The organism is Sulfurospirillum diekertiae, assembly GCF_011769985.2.
Lineage (GTDB): Bacteria > Campylobacterota > Campylobacteria > Campylobacterales > Sulfurospirillaceae > Sulfurospirillum > Sulfurospirillum diekertiae.
Genome location: NZ_CP039734.2, coordinates 1,323,895 through 1,340,402, shown reverse-complemented (window position 1 = coordinate 1,340,402; position 16,508 = coordinate 1,323,895). Strand labels below are relative to the sequence as shown.

Annotated in this window: 20 protein-coding genes; all 20 read right to left on the bottom strand. The window is 37.5% G+C overall.

The features are described 5' to 3' along the window. Window positions 1-9 precede the first annotated feature (9 nt). The 20 genes from cobJ to cbiB are packed head-to-tail and all read right to left on the bottom strand — an operon-like array spanning window position 10 to window position 16,502. Window positions 10-738: a precorrin-3B C(17)-methyltransferase gene (gene cobJ, locus FA584_RS06880; RefSeq protein WP_025344696.1), complete on the bottom strand. Its 729-nt coding sequence runs from the start codon at window positions 736-738 to the stop codon at window positions 10-12. Next, window positions 728-1,720 carry a cobalt-precorrin 5A hydrolase gene (gene cbiG, locus FA584_RS06875; RefSeq protein ID WP_025344695.1) on the bottom strand — a complete coding sequence of 331 codons (993 nt, stop codon included), beginning with the start codon at window positions 1,718-1,720 and terminating at the stop codon, window positions 728-730. The genes cobJ and cbiG overlap by 11 nt, the downstream gene beginning before the upstream one ends. Further along, entirely contained in the window at window positions 1,717-2,481 is a 765-nt protein-coding gene (cobM, locus tag FA584_RS06870; protein ID WP_025344694.1) for a precorrin-4 C(11)-methyltransferase, read from the bottom strand. The genes cbiG and cobM overlap by 4 nt, the downstream gene beginning before the upstream one ends. Next, window positions 2,474-3,178, bottom strand: coding sequence for a precorrin-2 C(20)-methyltransferase (gene cobI / locus FA584_RS06865; RefSeq protein WP_025344693.1), 705 nt, complete (start codon window positions 3,176-3,178; stop codon window positions 2,474-2,476). Before cobI ends, cobM begins: the two co-directional genes overlap by 8 nt. Then, a complete protein-coding gene (cbiT, locus tag FA584_RS06860) occupies window positions 3,171-3,749 on the bottom strand; it encodes a precorrin-6Y C5,15-methyltransferase (decarboxylating) subunit CbiT (RefSeq protein ID WP_025344692.1) in 579 nt (192 codons plus the stop codon). The genes cobI and cbiT overlap by 8 nt, the downstream gene beginning before the upstream one ends. Beyond that, a complete protein-coding gene (gene cbiE / locus FA584_RS06855) occupies window positions 3,730-4,395 on the bottom strand; it encodes a precorrin-6y C5,15-methyltransferase (decarboxylating) subunit CbiE (RefSeq protein WP_202819544.1) in 666 nt (221 codons plus the stop codon). Before cbiE ends, cbiT begins: the two co-directional genes overlap by 20 nt. Continuing rightward, complete coding sequence (gene cbiD / locus FA584_RS06850; RefSeq protein WP_025344690.1) at window positions 4,370-5,488, bottom strand: cobalt-precorrin-5B (C(1))-methyltransferase CbiD; 1,119 nt, start codon at window positions 5,486-5,488, stop codon at window positions 4,370-4,372. The genes cbiE and cbiD overlap by 26 nt, the downstream gene beginning before the upstream one ends. A gap of 3 nt (window positions 5,489-5,491) precedes the next feature. Continuing rightward, window positions 5,492-6,136 carry a precorrin-8X methylmutase gene (locus FA584_RS06845; RefSeq protein WP_025344689.1) on the bottom strand — a complete coding sequence of 215 codons (645 nt, stop codon included), beginning with the start codon at window positions 6,134-6,136 and terminating at the stop codon, window positions 5,492-5,494. A gap of 2 nt (window positions 6,137-6,138) precedes the next feature. Continuing rightward, a complete protein-coding gene (locus FA584_RS06840; protein WP_025344688.1) occupies window positions 6,139-7,047 on the bottom strand; it encodes an ABC transporter substrate-binding protein in 909 nt (302 codons plus the stop codon). A 9-nt stretch (window positions 7,048-7,056) separates the two neighbouring features. Continuing rightward, window positions 7,057-7,824, bottom strand: a complete 768-nt coding sequence (locus FA584_RS06835) for an ABC transporter ATP-binding protein (protein ID WP_025344687.1) — start codon at window positions 7,822-7,824, stop codon at window positions 7,057-7,059. Then, window positions 7,821-8,852, bottom strand: coding sequence for a FecCD family ABC transporter permease (locus tag FA584_RS06830; protein ID WP_025344686.1), 1,032 nt, complete (start codon window positions 8,850-8,852; stop codon window positions 7,821-7,823). The genes FA584_RS06835 and FA584_RS06830 overlap by 4 nt, the downstream gene beginning before the upstream one ends. Next, window positions 8,836-9,738, bottom strand: a complete 903-nt coding sequence (locus tag FA584_RS06825) for a sirohydrochlorin cobaltochelatase (RefSeq protein ID WP_025344685.1) — start codon at window positions 9,736-9,738, stop codon at window positions 8,836-8,838. The genes FA584_RS06830 and FA584_RS06825 overlap by 17 nt, the downstream gene beginning before the upstream one ends. A gap of 1 nt (window position 9,739) precedes the next feature. Further along, window positions 9,740-10,381: a histidine phosphatase family protein gene (locus tag FA584_RS06820; protein WP_025344684.1), complete on the bottom strand. Its 642-nt coding sequence runs from the start codon at window positions 10,379-10,381 to the stop codon at window positions 9,740-9,742. Further along, window positions 10,378-11,100, bottom strand: coding sequence for an adenosylcobinamide-GDP ribazoletransferase (cobS, locus tag FA584_RS06815; RefSeq protein WP_025344683.1), 723 nt, complete (start codon window positions 11,098-11,100; stop codon window positions 10,378-10,380). Before cobS ends, FA584_RS06820 begins: the two co-directional genes overlap by 4 nt. Continuing rightward, window positions 11,097-11,354, bottom strand: a complete 258-nt coding sequence (locus FA584_RS06810; RefSeq protein ID WP_025344682.1) for a cysteine-rich small domain-containing protein — start codon at window positions 11,352-11,354, stop codon at window positions 11,097-11,099. The genes cobS and FA584_RS06810 overlap by 4 nt, the downstream gene beginning before the upstream one ends. 1 nt (window position 11,355) lies before the next feature. After that, window positions 11,356-12,390, bottom strand: a complete 1,035-nt coding sequence (cobT, locus tag FA584_RS06805; protein ID WP_167748976.1) for a nicotinate-nucleotide--dimethylbenzimidazole phosphoribosyltransferase — start codon at window positions 12,388-12,390, stop codon at window positions 11,356-11,358. Continuing rightward, window positions 12,387-13,871: a cobyric acid synthase gene (locus FA584_RS06800; protein ID WP_025344680.1), complete on the bottom strand. Its 1,485-nt coding sequence runs from the start codon at window positions 13,869-13,871 to the stop codon at window positions 12,387-12,389. The genes cobT and FA584_RS06800 overlap by 4 nt, the downstream gene beginning before the upstream one ends. 8 nt (window positions 13,872-13,879) lie before the next feature. After that, window positions 13,880-14,431, bottom strand: coding sequence for a bifunctional adenosylcobinamide kinase/adenosylcobinamide-phosphate guanylyltransferase (gene cobU, locus FA584_RS06795; protein ID WP_038533193.1), 552 nt, complete (start codon window positions 14,429-14,431; stop codon window positions 13,880-13,882). After that, window positions 14,428-15,606 carry a norcobamide biosynthesis serine-O-phosphate decarboxylase gene (locus FA584_RS06790; protein WP_025344678.1) on the bottom strand — a complete coding sequence of 393 codons (1,179 nt, stop codon included), beginning with the start codon at window positions 15,604-15,606 and terminating at the stop codon, window positions 14,428-14,430. The genes cobU and FA584_RS06790 overlap by 4 nt, the downstream gene beginning before the upstream one ends. Continuing rightward, on the bottom strand, window positions 15,591-16,502 hold the full coding sequence (gene cbiB / locus FA584_RS06785; protein ID WP_025344677.1) for an adenosylcobinamide-phosphate synthase CbiB: 912 nt from the start codon (window positions 16,500-16,502) through the stop codon (window positions 15,591-15,593). Before cbiB ends, FA584_RS06790 begins: the two co-directional genes overlap by 16 nt. Window positions 16,503-16,508: the final 6 nt, after the last annotated feature.

Sequence of the window (16,508 nt, the reverse complement as noted above, 5' to 3'; positions counted from 1 at the left end):
TTTCCTGTTTTAGTAGTGATACCCACGAGGAGTGATCATTTTGTTTTCTTTGATAAACGTCTTTGAGTTTCCAACGATTACCGTCGTAAACATGTCAATTTCATGCTCTAACATATTTTCCAATGATGTAAGAACGTGATTTTCGCCCTCTCGTCCCGTGTTTCGCACAATGGCAACAACCGTATCTTTATTTTTATGCTTCAGCATAATTTCTCTTGCTTCAGCAATTTGAGTTAGACGACTTTTACTTTTAGGATTGTAAAAAGAGATCACAAAATCTCCTTGTGATGCCAAATCAACACGCTTTTTGATGAGCTCCCAATCCGTCAATAAATCACTCAAACTAATCGTCGCATGATCATGCATAATGGGTGCACCTACGACTGAAGCGGAGGCATTGGCAGAGGTAATCCCTGGGATAATTTCTACATTAAAGCCATTATCAAGAGCAATTTCTAGCATAATGCCCGCCATGCCGTAAACTCCGGCATCACCACTAGAGATAAGGGCGACACTTTTACCACTCTTGGCTATTTCCAAAGTCTCGAGGCAACGCTCCACTTCTCTTTTCATTCCTGATTTAATGAACACTTTCTCAGGAAAATACTCTTTTACTAAATTGACATAGGTTTTATGCCCAATGATGACATTTACCTCTTTTAAAACATGATATGCTCTAAAACTCAAATGTTCCAATGAGCCTGGCCCGATACCTACAACATAAATATTATTTTTCATTTCCAACTTCCTCTTCATAAATCGAAATGGTAATTCCGCAATTTTTATTTTTTTCTAACAAAAACACTCCTTTTTTACTAGAACTTACATAGGCACTAGGTGCTGAGATGGAGCGTACACCAATGGTTTTTTCTACAAAATCTGATCCACAAAATTTATCTTGTACTGCTCTTATTTCTTCTTTTTCTATTATTTTTAGCTCTCGCTCAAAATAGTTAACGGCTTCAAGCAGACCTTTTTCTTCTGCTTTTACCCATCCTGTCGCAAAATGTTTAATCGAATCTTCTCTAAGGTTTAATTTTTTAAACTCTTTTTTGACAGCTTCAATAATCGCCTCTTTTGGGATATCTTTTTTGCACCCAATACCCACTATGATATTTTGTGGAATAATTTGACTCATCTCTACATGTAACTTATTTGACACCACAATAACCCCTGATATATTTTTATTCTCAACGACTATATTCTCAGGTAAACATAGCGCTACTCTCTGCCCATTAAGTATCAAAGCAGTCACATTCTTTGCTTTTTTCAAAGAATCTATTTTTGCATTTAATTTCATAGCAATCGTATCAACGGCTATTTTATGACTGACATCAGAGGCTGTTGATATCACAGGAATTGCATCACATGCTTTGGCAATGATTTCTGCCATCTCGTTTGCTCCACCTAAATGGCCACTAAGCAAAGAGTTTACAAAGATACCTTGTTCGTCCATCACCAAAATAGCGGGGTCTATATCTTTACCTTTAAGAAGTGGCGCAATGGTACGAACCACAATCCCGCTAGCCATGATAAACAAAAGCGTTTTGTATTGAGAAAAAATTCGCTCTACTGTAAGTGTAAAACCCTCTATCATCTCTATGCACTTGCCATCACTGTATTTTGGCAAGGCATAAATGTCTGCGTTCTTTACATGTAAAGAATTTGCTTTCTCTAATCCTTGCTTACTTACGCTAATAATGGCAAGTTCTTTTTTCATGAGCGTGCCATACCTTCTCGGTATTCATGGGTAAAATACTTGTCATATAGCCTAGATTTAGAGTACTCATTTCCCATAAACCATCCCACAAGAATTTGCGCTGTTTTAGTGATATTGGCTTCTTTGACTTTTTCTTCAATAGTCTCAAGCGTTCCCTCAACAATTTTTTGATCCGGCCAACTAGCACGCTGAATAATTGCTACTGGAGTATTAGGCGGGTAATGAAGCACAAGTTTTTCCACTACTTTATCAATCATTTGAACGGATAAAAAGATAGCCATAGAAGCTTGATGAGAGGCTAATTTATCTAAGGATTCTGCTTCTGGAACGGGAGTGCGACCTTCTAATCGTGTGCAAATAACCGTTTGCGATACATCTGGAAGCGTGAACTCTTTTTTAAGGGCTGCTGCTGATGCTAAAAATGAGCTAACACCTGGTATGACATCAAAATCTATACCATGACTCTCCAAAATGTCCATTTGTTCACGATGAGCCCCATAGATAGAAGGATCTCCTGTATGAACTCTTGCAACACTTTTTCCTTCTTTAACACCTGCAATAGTAATATCCATCACTTCATCCAAATCCATACTGGCACTGTTATAAATTTCTGCTCCCTCCTTATGACATGCAATAACTTCTATAGGAACAAGCGAGCCCGCATATATGATGATATCTGCTTCCCTTACAAGGCGCTGACCTTTGATAGTAATAAGTTCAGGATCACCCGGCCCTGCTCCTATAAAATAAACTTTAGACATAACTCAGCCCTCCTTTTTTAAGGAGAATGGTTGAGAAGTAAGAGATATCCTCACGCGTTATATTTTCAAGATCATAAATTACTTTTTCATCCGCTTTTCCACAATTAGAAACAAGTACGACATTATCCATGTTGCCTGTTTTTTTAAAAGCATCTTTGAGTCGTTCAAGGTTACGTGTAACTTTCATAAAAACAACGTTATCAGAGCTATTAATCTCTTTTACAATATCTGTATCTTTTGAAATAGGTACTATTTTGAGTGTTTCATCACCCATAACAAGTGGAGTATTCAGACGTGCAGCAATGGAAGCAAATGATGTTATCCCTGGTATAGTTTGGACTTCTACATCTTTTTCTAAAAGTTCCATGACATAAACAAAAGTACTAAACGTCATAGGATCACCAATGGTGATAAACGCTACTGTTTTTCCAGCTTTAATACAATCATTGACTACCTTGGCATACAGTAATCTATCTTCTTCTCTAAGCTTATCATCATCAACCGTTGTAAAATCTGCATAGATTTTTTCAATATCATCTTTCATATACTGCTTTGCAATTTCAAAAGCCGTACTATACGTTTTCGTATTAGCCCTTGGTAAGATGACCGCATCTGCTTCTCTTAAAGCATTCACTGCTTTGATGGTTAACATTTCAGGATCGCCAACTCCTACACCAATTCCTATTAATTTAGACATTTTTTTCTCCTTTTTTCGCACTTAAAATAAATATAGGATTCTCAGCCATCATCATGTTATATTGACCAAGTAATCTATTTTTTGAGATATTTAATGAAACAACCTCAATGTCATGAAAGCCATACTCTTTCATCAAACTAAGTGTTTTAGTAAAAGTTTCAAGGACAATGGCATTAATAACCAACCTAGCGCCTACTTTGGCATGATCATCAAAATACTGAAATATATCACCAAGTTTCCCTTTAGAGCCACCAATAAACATGGCATCGAAGGCAATAGTTGGTAGTTCTTGTGGAGCATAACCTTTGTATAACTCGTAATTCGTTATGTCAAATTTTTTTAGATTTGCTTCTATCAAAGCATTGGCTTCTTCATTAACTTCTATACCAATGACTTTACCAGAGCTTAAATACCTACTAGCCTCTATACCGACACTACCTGTTCCTGCACCCACATCAATCAAGACACTATTGCTATCAAGTTCAAGTTTTGATATACAAACAACACGTGCTTCATCTTTTGTCATAGGCACATTGCCCCTAATAAATTCACTATCTTTTATATGAAACATTTTCAGTCCTTTCAATAACCACAACATTCATGCCAAAATTTCGTTCATTATTAGCCATTTGCGTTGCTATCATCGTTGTTATTTTTTCTTCCGCATAAGAAAGTTCTTCTCCTACATATACTAATACGTTTCCTAGTCCGTGAGTTACTAACTCTTTTGCGATCAATTGAGGTGTAAAAGCACTATCCGTTAGCACCCCTACAAGTCCAGAATCATTTAAAGCTTCAATAAAATCAAACGTTTTACCATGAAGACTTTTAATCACAGCGTCTTGCCAAGGTAACCCAATCTTGCAAAACATATACTGCATAGAAGAAAGTCCTGGTATTACCACTAACTCCTCATTGCTAAAATGCTTTTTTAAATACACTAAAAAACTATAAAATCCTGGGTCACCAGAGACCAATACCGCAATTTTTTTATTTCTGTTTGTTTTGATGTAATCCACAAGTCCTAATAAATCACTACTTATGTATTGACAGACTTTTCCTGATGCTTCCACTTCTATCTCTTGAAAATGTCTTTTTCCACCAATAAGTATGTCTGCGTCCTTTATACATGTCAGCACATAAGGTGCAATAAAATCTATACTTCCAGGACCCATTCCAAGTATATGAATCTTAAGCATTGGTATGATTTCCAACATAAAAATTATCCGTTCGCGCTAATTCTCCCTGTTCACTTGAATAAATCAATGCAGCCACCTCTAACTCATATCCACTACGTCTCACATGAGTTTCGCACTTTTCTCGTATTTCTTGTGCCATTATGTCAAACGTATCTTTTCTGTTTAACATTTCCACTGCTTCTTCTGTGGTATTGGCTTTGAGTATTTTTTGAATAACATCAAGTTTTTCTCCTGCTTTTATTGCATTTGCCGCCATAATTTCAAGCCTTGCATCCGATACGCGACTATGGGTATGAAATATACCTCCAGCTACTTTGACAATCTTTCCGATATTGCCAACAAACAGTATTTTTTTGATACCAAACTCACAGGCCTTCTCCAACATAAATCCTACAAAATTACTGATAATGATGATATTTTCATCCACTAATCCAAGATTGTTTGTGGCAAATTTGCGTCCATAATTACCAAAGGTAAAGACAAAGGTATCGGTATCTTGCTGTTGGTACATTGCTTTTAACTCAATAGACAAAGAGTCTTTATATGCTTCTTCAGACATAGGTTTAACGATACCAGTTGATCCCAATATGGAAATACCCCCGTGAATTCCTAATTTATAATTAAGCGTTCGCTTGGCAATCTCTTCACCTTTTGGAACAAAAATTTCTACTTCAATCCCTTGCTTTAAAATATCTATCACCTCAATCACGCTTTGTTTAATCATCACTTGAGGGACTGGATTGATAGCGGGTTCGCCTACACCAATAGGTAAGCCTTTTTTAGTTGCCACACCAACACCCTCGCCTCCTTTGATATGAATGCCTCTCTCCTCAGAAAAAGAGACGCGTGCTCCTATTTCTAGTCCACTCGTCACATCTGCATCATCACCACCATCTTTAATAACAGTAACAATTGCCAACTCTTTTTCTTTCTTTGCCGTATAAATAGGTATGTGTAATATTTCATTTGTTGGTAAAGTGATTGCAACGGTTTTTTTTAAAGGCGCATTCATTAATAACATACATGCCGCTTTTGTAGCAGCTGCAGCGGATGAGCCAGTCGTAAAACCGTATCGAAGCTTCTTTCCCTCATGAATCACATACTTTTGCATTTTTTAGATGCCTTCTCTTTGAAAAATTTGGTAGATAAGACCGTGTAAAATAGCAACGGCAACCGTACTTCCACCTTTTCTACCTCTTACTCGAATATAAGGAACATCATATTTTAGAACTTCTTCTTTAGATTCAGCCGCTCCCACAAATCCAACAGGTACAGCGACGATAAGGGAAGGTTTTGCACAATCACCTGATTTAATCATCTCCAATAGAGTATAAAGTGCTGTTGGGGCATTGCCGATTAAAAATATTTTAGTTTCTGGATCTTTTGCCGCATGTTCCATGCCTACAATTGATCTTGTAACACCACGTTCTTTAGCTTCTTTACTGACATCTTCATCACTCACAAGGCAGTACGGTTTGCAAGAAAATTTCCCTAAGGCAACTTTACTGAGGCCATTAACAATCATATTGGTATCACAATAGATTTTACATCCACTTTTGAGGGCATCAAACGTACTCTGGACTGCATCATCAGAAAAATCTAAAAGATCGGTATACTCAAAATCAGCCGTGGTATGAATGACACGTTTAACAACAGGTTGCAACGTAGCATCAAAGGCATCAATAGCACTTCCCATCTCTTGGGTAATAATCTCAAAACTCTTTTGTTCAATACTCATTGGCCGTCTTTCATACGACATGGTTAAATCCTTTCTTTAAAATAATTGGGATAGATAATCTGACCGAGTGCCCACATTCCGTCAAGCAATTTTTTTGTGGGCCTTGAAACGATCTCTTCAGGAATTAAATAGACGTGTTTATTTTTGATGGCATTAATTGCTTTAAAACCAGGTGTATTATAAATATCTTCTTCACTAACACGGTTCATCGCTCCATTCTGTGCGATATAAACATCAATATCCTGCGCATGAGAAAGAATTTTTTCAATCTCATAGGGCGCAACAGTGGAACCATTTCTGATTGATTTAGCATCTTTCGCAATATTTTTTACACCTAAAATCTCAATGATTGTATAAGGCATACTTCCAGGACTGGTTGTCAAAAAATCTTTATGACGCGTTTCAAAGAAAAGTCCTTTTTTATTTTCACTAGGAATGGAAGCTACCTTAGCTTTAATCTTTGCAACTTCATTCTCAAAAGATTCTACATATCGAGTGGAAGCTTCTTCTTTTCCTACTAATTTTCCAATCTTATTCCAATACGTTGGTAACTCTTGGTAGGTTGAAGGTTGGAGTGAAACAACTTCAATTCCTCGTGATTTTAAAAGGTCTATCATACCTTTGAATTTATTGGCAATCATTGGTCGAATCAAGATAAGATCAGGCTTTGCACTAATGAACTTTTCTGCATTATCATAATAGGAGTACGTAGGTATATCTTTGAATTTATCAGGATTATCTAAATCAATAGAAACACCTATTAATAATGCTCCTGCTCCTAAATCATCGATAAGATCTGTATGTGCAGGATATAAAGAGATAACACGTTTAAAAGGTTTGTCAAAAATAATTTTGTTTCCATTCTGATCTTCAATTTCTAGCGCATAAAGATGGCTTGATATCAGCAAAGCCACTAACCATAATATTTTCATTTTCGCTCCTTAAACTGGAATAATATAGCTCTTGTCGTTATCATGAACGGCAATACTTTCGATACCAAAAAGTCTTTTGATATTGATCGGTGTTAATACTTTTTTTGTAGTACCCATTTCTAAAAGTCCTCCATCTTTAAGCATGATGATCTCGTCACAATAACGTGAGGCAAGATTCATATCGTGAAAGACCGCAAGAACTGTTTTTTGTTCATTCTTCGTTCGTTTTTGCACCTCTTTTAAAACAAAATGTGCAAAATAAGGATCCATGTTTGATGTTGATTCATCCAGAAATAAAATAGGCGTATCTTGAATTAATGCTTTAGCGAAAGCCACGCGTTGCTTTTCTCCACCACTGAGGTTTGTAACCTCTTTATCTACCAAAAAGTTCAATTCAAAAACATCCTTAATCTGATCAATTAAGGCATACTCTTTTGCTGAAAGCCCATGCATTCTTTTTTTAAAGGGATAACGTCCCATTTCTAAGATTTCCTGAACCTTATAGGGAAAGGAAATATCAAAATTTTGAGGAACAAGTGCTATTTGTTGGGCGAACTCTTTACGAGAATAGGTATGACAAGGCACATTAAATATTTCAATCTCACCATGTGATTTTGGTACTAAACCAGCCAAACAATCCAATAGTGTTGTTTTACCACTGCCATTAGGCCCCAAAATTCCATAGAATTTTCCCACCTCAAGGCTCAAGTTGATGTTTTCTAAGATAGAAGTAGACCCACTTTTATAGCCAAGATTCTTTACATGTAAAGCACTCATCTCTTTTTCCCTCGCATCTTATTTCTAAAAACTATGGCAAAGAATGGTGCACCTAAAAGCGCTGTGAGTATCCCAATAGGGACTTCATGTGGAAGTAACGCACGAGAAACATTATCAGCCATTGAGAGAAGAATTCCGCCCCACAAAGAACAAACAATGATGAGTTTTTTGTTGTCCGTTCCCACTAAAAATCGCATCATATGAGGGATTATCAATCCCACAAAACCGATAATCCCACAAATAGATACGGTCACTGAGGACATCAATGAGGCAACAACGAGTAAAATAAGACGTACACGGTGTGTATCTACGCCCATTGAGCTAGCATTTTTCTCTCCCAATGACAAAATATTGATTTCCTCGGCATAAAAGTAAATCACCATAGAGCCAAAGGAAACAACAGCCAAAAGAATCATCACTTCCATCCATGTTTTACCTTGAAAACTACCTAATAACCAAAAGAAAATAGACGCTATTTCATCCCCTGCTAGGTATTTTGAAAAACTAAGCCCTGCGGAGAAAAAAGCTCCAATGATAACACCGGATAGAATCAACGATACAGGAATGATGCGCCCTTCAAACGTTGCCAAACGCAACACAATTCCAAGGCTGATTATCGCAAAGAAAAAAGCACTTCCTTGAATCATCACGCCACTCAATCCTAATAACAACGCTAATGCGGCACCAAATGATGCACCTGAGGAGATACCTAAAGTATAAGGGTCTGCCAAAGGGTTAAGGAGAACCCCTTGAAAGACAAGCCCACTTAAACTTAATGCAACGCCGGTTAAAATCGCTGTTAAAATACGTGGCAATCGTATATCATGCACGACAAACCACTCCGTAGAACCTATTACATTTTCTTTACTGCCTATCATGATTTTACAGACATCAAAGAAGGGGATATCGATATATCCCATTCCGGCAAATGCAATCACGCCACTAAGCGTTAATAAAATTCCACCAAGCGTCCAAACTAAAAATTTGGTGTCGGATGATAGAAAATGTGTTTTACTTGCCAAGTGCATAACCTGCTTTCTTTCGTTTCATATCTATTTCTTTATTCGTAATTGCATGTTCAATATGCTCAATAAAAATCTGTTGAATCGCTTCGTTTTCACCTAAGCCATGAAGATAAACATTGACGTTAAAACCCTCTTTTAAAAGCATACTTTTCCAAGAATCTTCTTCGTCACCGGCAATATCATTGTTTGCATGATCGCCTGCTACAAATAGAAACGGCATCAAAGTTACTGTTCTAATACCATTTTTCTTAAGTCTTGTGAGAACATTGTCATAAGAGGGAAACCCTTCCACGGTTCCAAAATAGACATTTTGAGATGCGTCTTGGAAGAAATAATCAATCATGGCATACGCAGAGGTAGAAGGATGATGTGTACCATGTCCAATAAGCACAACAGCCTCATCTGCCTTTAATTCAGAATATTGCAACTGAAGCGCCTTCATTGTCAACTCATAATCTTTAATATGCGTCAAAAGTGGATGACCTAATTTAATGACATAGAAATCATCTTTTAGGGAGGCAACTTCGCGTTTAAGATAATCCGCTTCCTCACCATTAATGATATGCGTTGCTTGAACGATAACCGTACCGTATCCATCAGCTTTTAACTTTTTAAGAGCCTCTTCGGGCGTATCGATTCGAATACCATCACGCTCACTGAGTTTTCGAATGATTTGTCTTGATGTATACGCCAATCTAACATCATAGTCTTTATAGGTATCTGCTATTTTTTTCTGCAACGTATCAATTGTAGCGACTCTTGTATCATTATATGTCGTTCCAAAATTAACAAAAAGAATCGCTTTTTTGTCTTTGTTTTGAAACAGCGTAAACCCATTAAATATAAACACTATCATCATCATAGAGATCAGCATTATAGTTTTTTTCATTTCATGCTCCTTTTTTCATCTTTGTACTCACGGCTAATTGTTGAATTTTCTCTCCTCTTCCTAGGTATTCCAGGTACACAAAGCCATCTTCATGGACGAGCTTTGTCAAAGAAGCATGTTCAACGGCAAACTTCCAGTAAGCTTTTTTATTGCCTGCAAGGTAGCGAGAAAGAATTGCCCTTATCGCGCCACCATGTGTTGAGATAAGAATATGCTTACCAGCATGGTTTGCTATGATTTCTTCAAACGCTTCATATGTGCGTTCAAAAAGCATTTTGACACTTTCACCTTTGGGTATCACAAAATCATAATCGCCACTAAAAAACTGCTCAGCTTCTTTGGGAAACTCTTCCATTAATGACGCATAGGTTCGTCCTTCAAAGACACCAAAGTCCAATTCACGTAAACGCTGATCATAGGTGACCTTAATCTTTTTTGAGCGACTAAATATTCTTGCTGACTCGGCACAACGCTCCAAATCACTAGAAATAATCACATCTAATGGCCCAAAAAAGTTATTTGCCACATGCGCAATACATTCTTTGCCTAACTCATTCATAGCAGCATCTAAATGGCCAAAATAAACTTTTTGCCTATTTAATCCTGTCTCTCCATGGCGAAGAAGGTAAATTTCTGTTTTCATAAAAGTACTCCTATAAATAACACAACTAAAGATGTTAATTCTAATACTGCTCCCATCGTGTCACCTGTGATGCCATCAATGCGCTTTTGAATATAATAAAGGCTCATAAAACCAAAACTCAAAGCACCCACAACAAGCCAAAGCGCATCTAAACCTAGGAGGATAAAGCCTATGACTAAGACACTCAAAATGGCAAAAAATACGCCTTGGATACTCGTTTCATCCACAATACTTTTTCCCATGCCTTCTTCTCTTGCATACCTTCCTAAGCCTGCATGAAGAACAGTATTTAAACGTGCCACGACAGGTATAAAAACGATATATTCCCAGCCAAGTTCACTCAGAAATAAAATTTTGGCAACCACATAGACAATAAGCGCTAACGCCCCATTGACCCCGATACAAGAGTCTTTCATAATCTCTAAGATGCGCTCTTTATCTCTGTAACTAAACAAGCCATCAAAACTGTCCGATAAACCATCAAGATGAAGCCCTCCCGTGAGTAAAATCTCAACTACAACAATGATTAAGGCAACAATTAATTTATTGTCAATCAAAGGATTGATGACCATAAACACCGCACATAAAATTAAACCGATAAGCAAACCAACGAAGGGAAAAAACTTTATAGCACGCCCAATCGCAATAGGGTCATAGGTTGTTTTACTAAATACAGGAAGGCGTGTCATAAATTGAATTAATAACAGTATCCCGTTCATTTCTGTACTGCCAGTTTTATGATGTAATGCATTTTCGCTTGGACGTATTCATAGCCCGTATCTTTATGATGAACAACATCACATTCCACACAACTTTTGATTCCATTTTTTGTATAGGTAAATTTTCCGCCACACTGCTCACCCAAAGCATACAAAGGGCAATAGCAAAAAAGACAATTAAAGGTAGTGTCCTCTTCTATCTTATGACAAGGAAAATACTCACACGCTTTATTTTGTACAAATTTATAGCTCATCTTATACCTCTGGGTAGACACGAATATCGCGTGTTAGATTACTAGCCGCTTCAACCAAAGGAAACACGAGTACCGCACCACTACCTTCACCAAGTTTCATGTTCATATGAAGCATCGGATTAAAGCAAAGTGCTTCCATTATCCACTTTGCACCAGGCTCTTCACTGATGTGAGAAGGAATCATGTAATCTCTTGCATGCGCGTTCATGCGGTATGCAAGCAAGGCAGAAACGCCTGAGATAAGGCCATCTAAAACAATAGGTACTTTATACCTAGCCGCACCCAAATAGACCCCCGTCATGGCGGCGATATCAAGACCACCCAATTTTTGGATGATGTCGATAGGGTCATTCACATCAGGCTTATTGATACGAACGGCATCCTCTACAACGGCTATTTTCAATCCTAATGTTCGCTCATCAATACCACTGCCATATCCCACAAGTTCAACTAACGGAAGATTCGTTAAGGCTTTTAAGCAGGCACTACTAGTTGTTGTATTGCCAATACCCATTTCACCCACAGCAAAAAGGTTGTAATCTTTTTCTACGAGTTCACGAACGATATCAATACCAACTTCAATAGCTTCAATGGCCTGTTCACGGCTCATTGCTGGGCCTTTTCGAATGTTATATGTCCCTGTAGGCATAATTTTATGCGTAATTGCCCCTTTGAAAACACGTGTCGAATCAATGCCAAGATCAATCACAAAAAGTTCACTGCCCAATGATTTGCACAGTGAACTAATAGACGCTTCCCCCGCAACCATCGCTTCAACGACATATTGTGTTATCACACGCTTAGAAGCACTCACGCCCTCTTCTTCAACACCATTATCTGCAGCCATCACGACGACTGCTTTTTTCTTAACGCGGTACTCTTTTTCTATTCCACTCAGTTGAATATTCATCTTTTCTAATTTACCAAGCCCATCAGGCGTCTTCAATAATGTCGCAATATATTCTTTTTGGTTTTTTTGGTTTTCTTCATTTACTCCGGTTATAGCAAGTAAAGTCTCTTCTAATAGATGCATCATTCAACTCCTATAATGTTGTAAATAGCTCTCATATCTAGATTTTCACGTAACAATAAAGCCAACTTGTCGTACTCACCTTGTTTATAAGCGTCATAGTCAAAGACTTCATCGACTTTTGTAATGCCTTTTTTCTCACGAATACGATTTAAAAATTCAGTGGTAAAGTCAGAATTATCAAACACCCCATGGATATAGGTTCCTATAACATTGTCCCGTATTGCCCCGAGTAATGCCTCAGTACCTTCAAATAAATTGGCTTCATTGCCATACGTGATGCCTTGATGGATTTCATATCCTTTGATACGGCATTTAGTCATTCCTTGAAGAAAACCTGTATTACAACTGAGTAAGCCTTCAAATTGCGTCGTTGTCTTTTCTTTTAACATCGTTGTTTCGATATCTAAAAGACCCAGTCCGGTTATTTCTTGAATGGAAGATTCAATTCCAAATTCATCTTGAATTTTTTGACCTAACATCTGAAATCCACCACAAATACCAAAGATAATCACCCCATTTTTTGCATGTTTAATCACCGCTTCGGCCATGCCTCTTTGTTGAAGATCCAGCATATCCTCGATAGTGTTTTTTGACCCTGGCAAGATAATAACATCTGGATTTTCAATCTCATGTACTTTTCGAACATAACGCACGGTTACATCACTGTGTCTCAAAAGGGCATCCATGTCGGTAAAATTTGAAATGCGCTTAGGTACAATAACGGCGATATCAATTGCCCCACGTGCTTTTTTTTCTAAATGCCTATCACCAAAACCATCTTCTTCTTCAATACCCAGTTGTATATAAGGGATAACGCCAAGAACAGGAATATTGATTTTTTCTTCAATCATACGAAGCCCTGGTTCAAGTAAGGTTACATCACCACGAAACTTATTGATAATAACCCCTTTGATACGAGCACTTTCATGTTTTTCCAAAAGTTTTATCGTTCCATATATTGAGGCAAAAACGCCTCCTTTATCAATGTCTGCAACCAAAACAGCTGGCGCATCAGCCATTTCTGCCATACCGGTATTGACCAAGTCATCTACTTTCAAATTAATCTCAGCAGGACTTCCAGCTCCTTCGATAATAGATACATCATAGTTTTCGCGTATCTTGTTATAAGCCTTCATAACCTCTATTTTCATAGCACCACGATTGGTGAAATACTCTCGAGCATCCATATTGCGTAAAGCTTTTCCATGCAAGATGACTTGTGCCTTGCGGTCTGTTGAAGGTTTCAGCAATATAGGATTCATCATCACATCAGGCTCCAGCCCTGCGGCTTCTGCTTGCACCACTTGGGCACGTCCCATCTCTTTTCCATCTTTGGTGATATAAGAATTTAAGGCCATATTTTGAGATTTAAAAGGGCAAACTCGCACACCATCTTGCTTAAGAATACGGCATAATCCTGCCACAATAACGCTCTTACCAACATCCGAACCTGTACCGTAAACCATTAAATTTTTATGTTTCATTAGTGTCTCTATTTTAATTTCATCGGTAATCCTGCGACTACCAAGTATGCTTCATCACTTGCACGTGCTACGTGCTGATTCATTCGTCCTGCAATATCTCTAAAGCGACGTCCTAAGGGATATTCAGGAATGAGTCCCATACCTACTTCATTGGACACGATAATCATTTCACCAGCAAACTCATGCCCAAACAGCACCAATGCATTCACTTCTTCTAATATCTCTTGTTCAATTTCATAAACTGCTTCATCACTGAGCGTTTCCCAATCCACATCGCGGTTCATAATCATCATATTGCTGACCAAATTTGTTAAACAATCTACCAAGACAACCTGTGCATCTTTTGCCTTTACATGTAAAGCTTTTGCGATACCTTCGTATTGTTCAATAGTAACCCAATCACTTCCACGCTGCTCTAAATGTTTTTTAACGCGGTATTTCATTTCGTCATCAAAAGCAATGGCGGTTGCTACGTAGCATTTATTTTTATAGCGTTTAGCCCTATCTTCTGCAAACAGACTTTTCCCGCTACGTCCACCACCGGTGATAAATGTAATCACTTACTATCCTTTAGTATGCTTTTGAGCGCCATAACGATGCAGTTATTCTCTTCACGCGTTCTTCCTGCAATACGAATACATTCGCCCTCAACACCAATTTTATCTGCCATGGTGCGAACATAAATTCCATACTCAACAAGGAGTGCACTAATCACAAAACTTGCTTTTATTCTAGACGGAAGTTTGAGCATCACAAAGTTAGCCATCGAAGGATAGACATACACATTTTCTATCCCTAAAAGCGCTTCTTTAAATCTGCACATCTCTTTGATATACTGCTTTCTAGCTTCTTCATAGCGCTTTAAAAAATCTTCCCTTACAAAAAGTCGAAGACAATACTCACCAATACCATTGATATTCCATAAAAATCCATGCTCTAAAAGTGCATCAATCTTACGTGAATCCATCAAGGCATACCCAAGGCGAACCCCTGCTATGCCAAAATCTTTAGAGAGACTTTTAACAATGATGACATTAGGATACATATCAAATAAAACAGTTGAGCTAAGACATGTCAATGCCTCGTCTTCATAGGCAAAATGAATAAAACTTTCATCAATAATAATGCGCGGCACAAAGGCTAAGCGTTTCAATAAAATGTGCATCTTTTCTAAAGAAAGATAGGCACCATTTGGATTATTTGGATTAATCAACACAACGGTATCGGGTTGTTCATTTTCAATAAATTGGCAGTATTTATCCGCATCAAAGCTATAATCATCACGTTCATTCAATGGAAAATAAACAACTTCACACCCTTTGCCCACAAACTCATAATACGATGAAAAAGTAGGAATCATTAAGGCAACTTTTTGAACCTCTTCTTGTTGTAGAAGCATCTGAATAATTTCAGTGGCACCATTCCCGATAAATATATTTTCAGGCTTTACATGTAAAGACTCCGCCATAACTTTTTGCAAAGAACGTTGCTGTGATGGGTAGTGTGTCAGTACCTTTTTATAGGCATTGGTTTGAATTAATTCACGGTCAATATAATCAAGTACTAGCTCAGAAGCATAAGGATTTGACAAATAGCATGCATCGATCTTGATTTCCAATGTTGGGAACATTTTTTTCAAGTCTTCCATACTTGGACTATGACTTCCCGCATTCTGTTTTAACGCATGAAACGCTTTCGTAAATTGAGTGTTACGTGCATTCATTGTATCAACCATAGAAATGTAATCATTGCTGCCATACTTCCCAATACAATATAGTCAATCTTTGAATGCAGCGTGAGTACATTACATACGTCTTGCTGTGTTAAGGGAAGGGAACCATCCCCAAGATAAGGCTTATTTTTGATTGCACCAAAATAGCGTGTAGGACCACCAAGTTTTAAATGAAATGCCAATCCAGCTGCTGCAATGGGCCAGCCTGAATTAGGACTTTCATGCCCTGAAGCATACTTTTTTAACGTATTAAAGCTGTACGATCCTTTAGCAGCTAAATAAATAAGTAATGCACTAATACGAGCAGGAATCCATCCTACAATATCATCCAACCTTGCTCCTGCAGTTCCAAAATGAGAGTAACGTTCATTTTTATAACCCACCATGGAGTCTAATGTGCTAATCGCTTTAAAAATAATAAGCCCCTTTAGTCCAAAAAGAAGAAGATAAAATAAAGGTGCTATAACCCCATCATTAATATTTTCAGTATACGTTTCTATACATGCCTTGTAGATTTCGTGGTCATCCATATCTTCAGTGTCACGACTGACTAAATACTTTATTTTTTCTTTTGGAACAGAAGAATTGATGACGTCCAAAACAGAATGATAGAGCATATGATGCGCCAAAAACATCGAAGCAATCACGATTGAAATAAATATTGAAATACCATGTGGAAGAGAAGATAAAAGAGTTTCTAACAGCCAAATAGCTACGTATGTAAGTCCTAATGTACTCACAGCAAGCACTAAGCCTCGTTGAAAAGTATTTTTATAAAATTTTTTTTCAAACCAACTTATATAACGCCCAATAAAAATGACTGGATGCGTTATAACTGTAAATTCACCAACAAATTTATCGACGATATACGCAAAAAAAGCTATTAATGCGGTATTCATTCTTTA

Excerpts from the sequence above, each read along its gene's own strand:
- FA584_RS06830 (WP_025344686.1), bottom strand. The coding sequence starts at position 8,852 with ATGCACTTGGCAAGTAAAACACATTTTCTATCATCCGACACCAAATTT.
- cobM (WP_025344694.1), bottom strand. The coding sequence starts at position 2,481 with ATGTCTAAAGTTTATTTTATAGGAGCAGGGCCGGGTGATCCTGAACTT.
- FA584_RS06800 (WP_025344680.1), bottom strand. The coding sequence starts at position 13,871 with ATGAAACATAAAAATTTAATGGTTTACGGTACAGGTTCGGATGTTGGT.
- cobJ (WP_025344696.1), bottom strand. The coding sequence starts at position 738 with ATGAAAAATAATATTTATGTTGTAGGTATCGGGCCAGGCTCATTGGAA.
- FA584_RS06835 (WP_025344687.1), bottom strand. The coding sequence starts at position 7,824 with ATGAGTGCTTTACATGTAAAGAATCTTGGCTATAAAAGTGGGTCTACT.
- cbiB (WP_025344677.1), bottom strand. The coding sequence starts at position 16,502 with ATGAATACCGCATTAATAGCTTTTTTTGCGTATATCGTCGATAAATTT.
- FA584_RS06820 (WP_025344684.1), bottom strand. The coding sequence starts at position 10,381 with ATGAAAACAGAAATTTACCTTCTTCGCCATGGAGAGACAGGATTAAAT.
- cobI (WP_025344693.1), bottom strand. The coding sequence starts at position 3,178 with ATGTCTAAATTAATAGGAATTGGTGTAGGAGTTGGCGATCCTGAAATG.
- FA584_RS06790 (WP_025344678.1), bottom strand. The coding sequence starts at position 15,606 with ATGGTTGATACAATGAATGCACGTAACACTCAATTTACGAAAGCGTTT.
- cbiG (WP_025344695.1), bottom strand. The coding sequence starts at position 1,720 with ATGAAAAAAGAACTTGCCATTATTAGCGTAAGTAAGCAAGGATTAGAG.
- FA584_RS06840 (WP_025344688.1), bottom strand. The coding sequence starts at position 7,047 with ATGAAAATATTATGGTTAGTGGCTTTGCTGATATCAAGCCATCTTTAT.
- cbiE (WP_202819544.1), bottom strand. The coding sequence starts at position 4,395 with ATGTTGGAAATCATACCAATGCTTAAGATTCATATACTTGGAATGGGT.
- FA584_RS06810 (WP_025344682.1), bottom strand. The coding sequence starts at position 11,354 with ATGAGCTATAAATTTGTACAAAATAAAGCGTGTGAGTATTTTCCTTGT.
- cobS (WP_025344683.1), bottom strand. The coding sequence starts at position 11,100 with ATGAACGGGATACTGTTATTAATTCAATTTATGACACGCCTTCCTGTA.
- cbiD (WP_025344690.1), bottom strand. The coding sequence starts at position 5,488 with ATGCAAAAGTATGTGATTCATGAGGGAAAGAAGCTTCGATACGGTTTT.
- cobT (WP_167748976.1), bottom strand. The coding sequence starts at position 12,390 with ATGATGCATCTATTAGAAGAGACTTTACTTGCTATAACCGGAGTAAAT.
- FA584_RS06825 (WP_025344685.1), bottom strand. The coding sequence starts at position 9,738 with ATGAAAAAAACTATAATGCTGATCTCTATGATGATGATAGTGTTTATA.
- cbiT (WP_025344692.1), bottom strand. The coding sequence starts at position 3,749 with ATGTTTCATATAAAAGATAGTGAATTTATTAGGGGCAATGTGCCTATG.
- FA584_RS06845 (WP_025344689.1), bottom strand. The coding sequence starts at position 6,136 with ATGTCGTATGAAAGACGGCCAATGAGTATTGAACAAAAGAGTTTTGAG.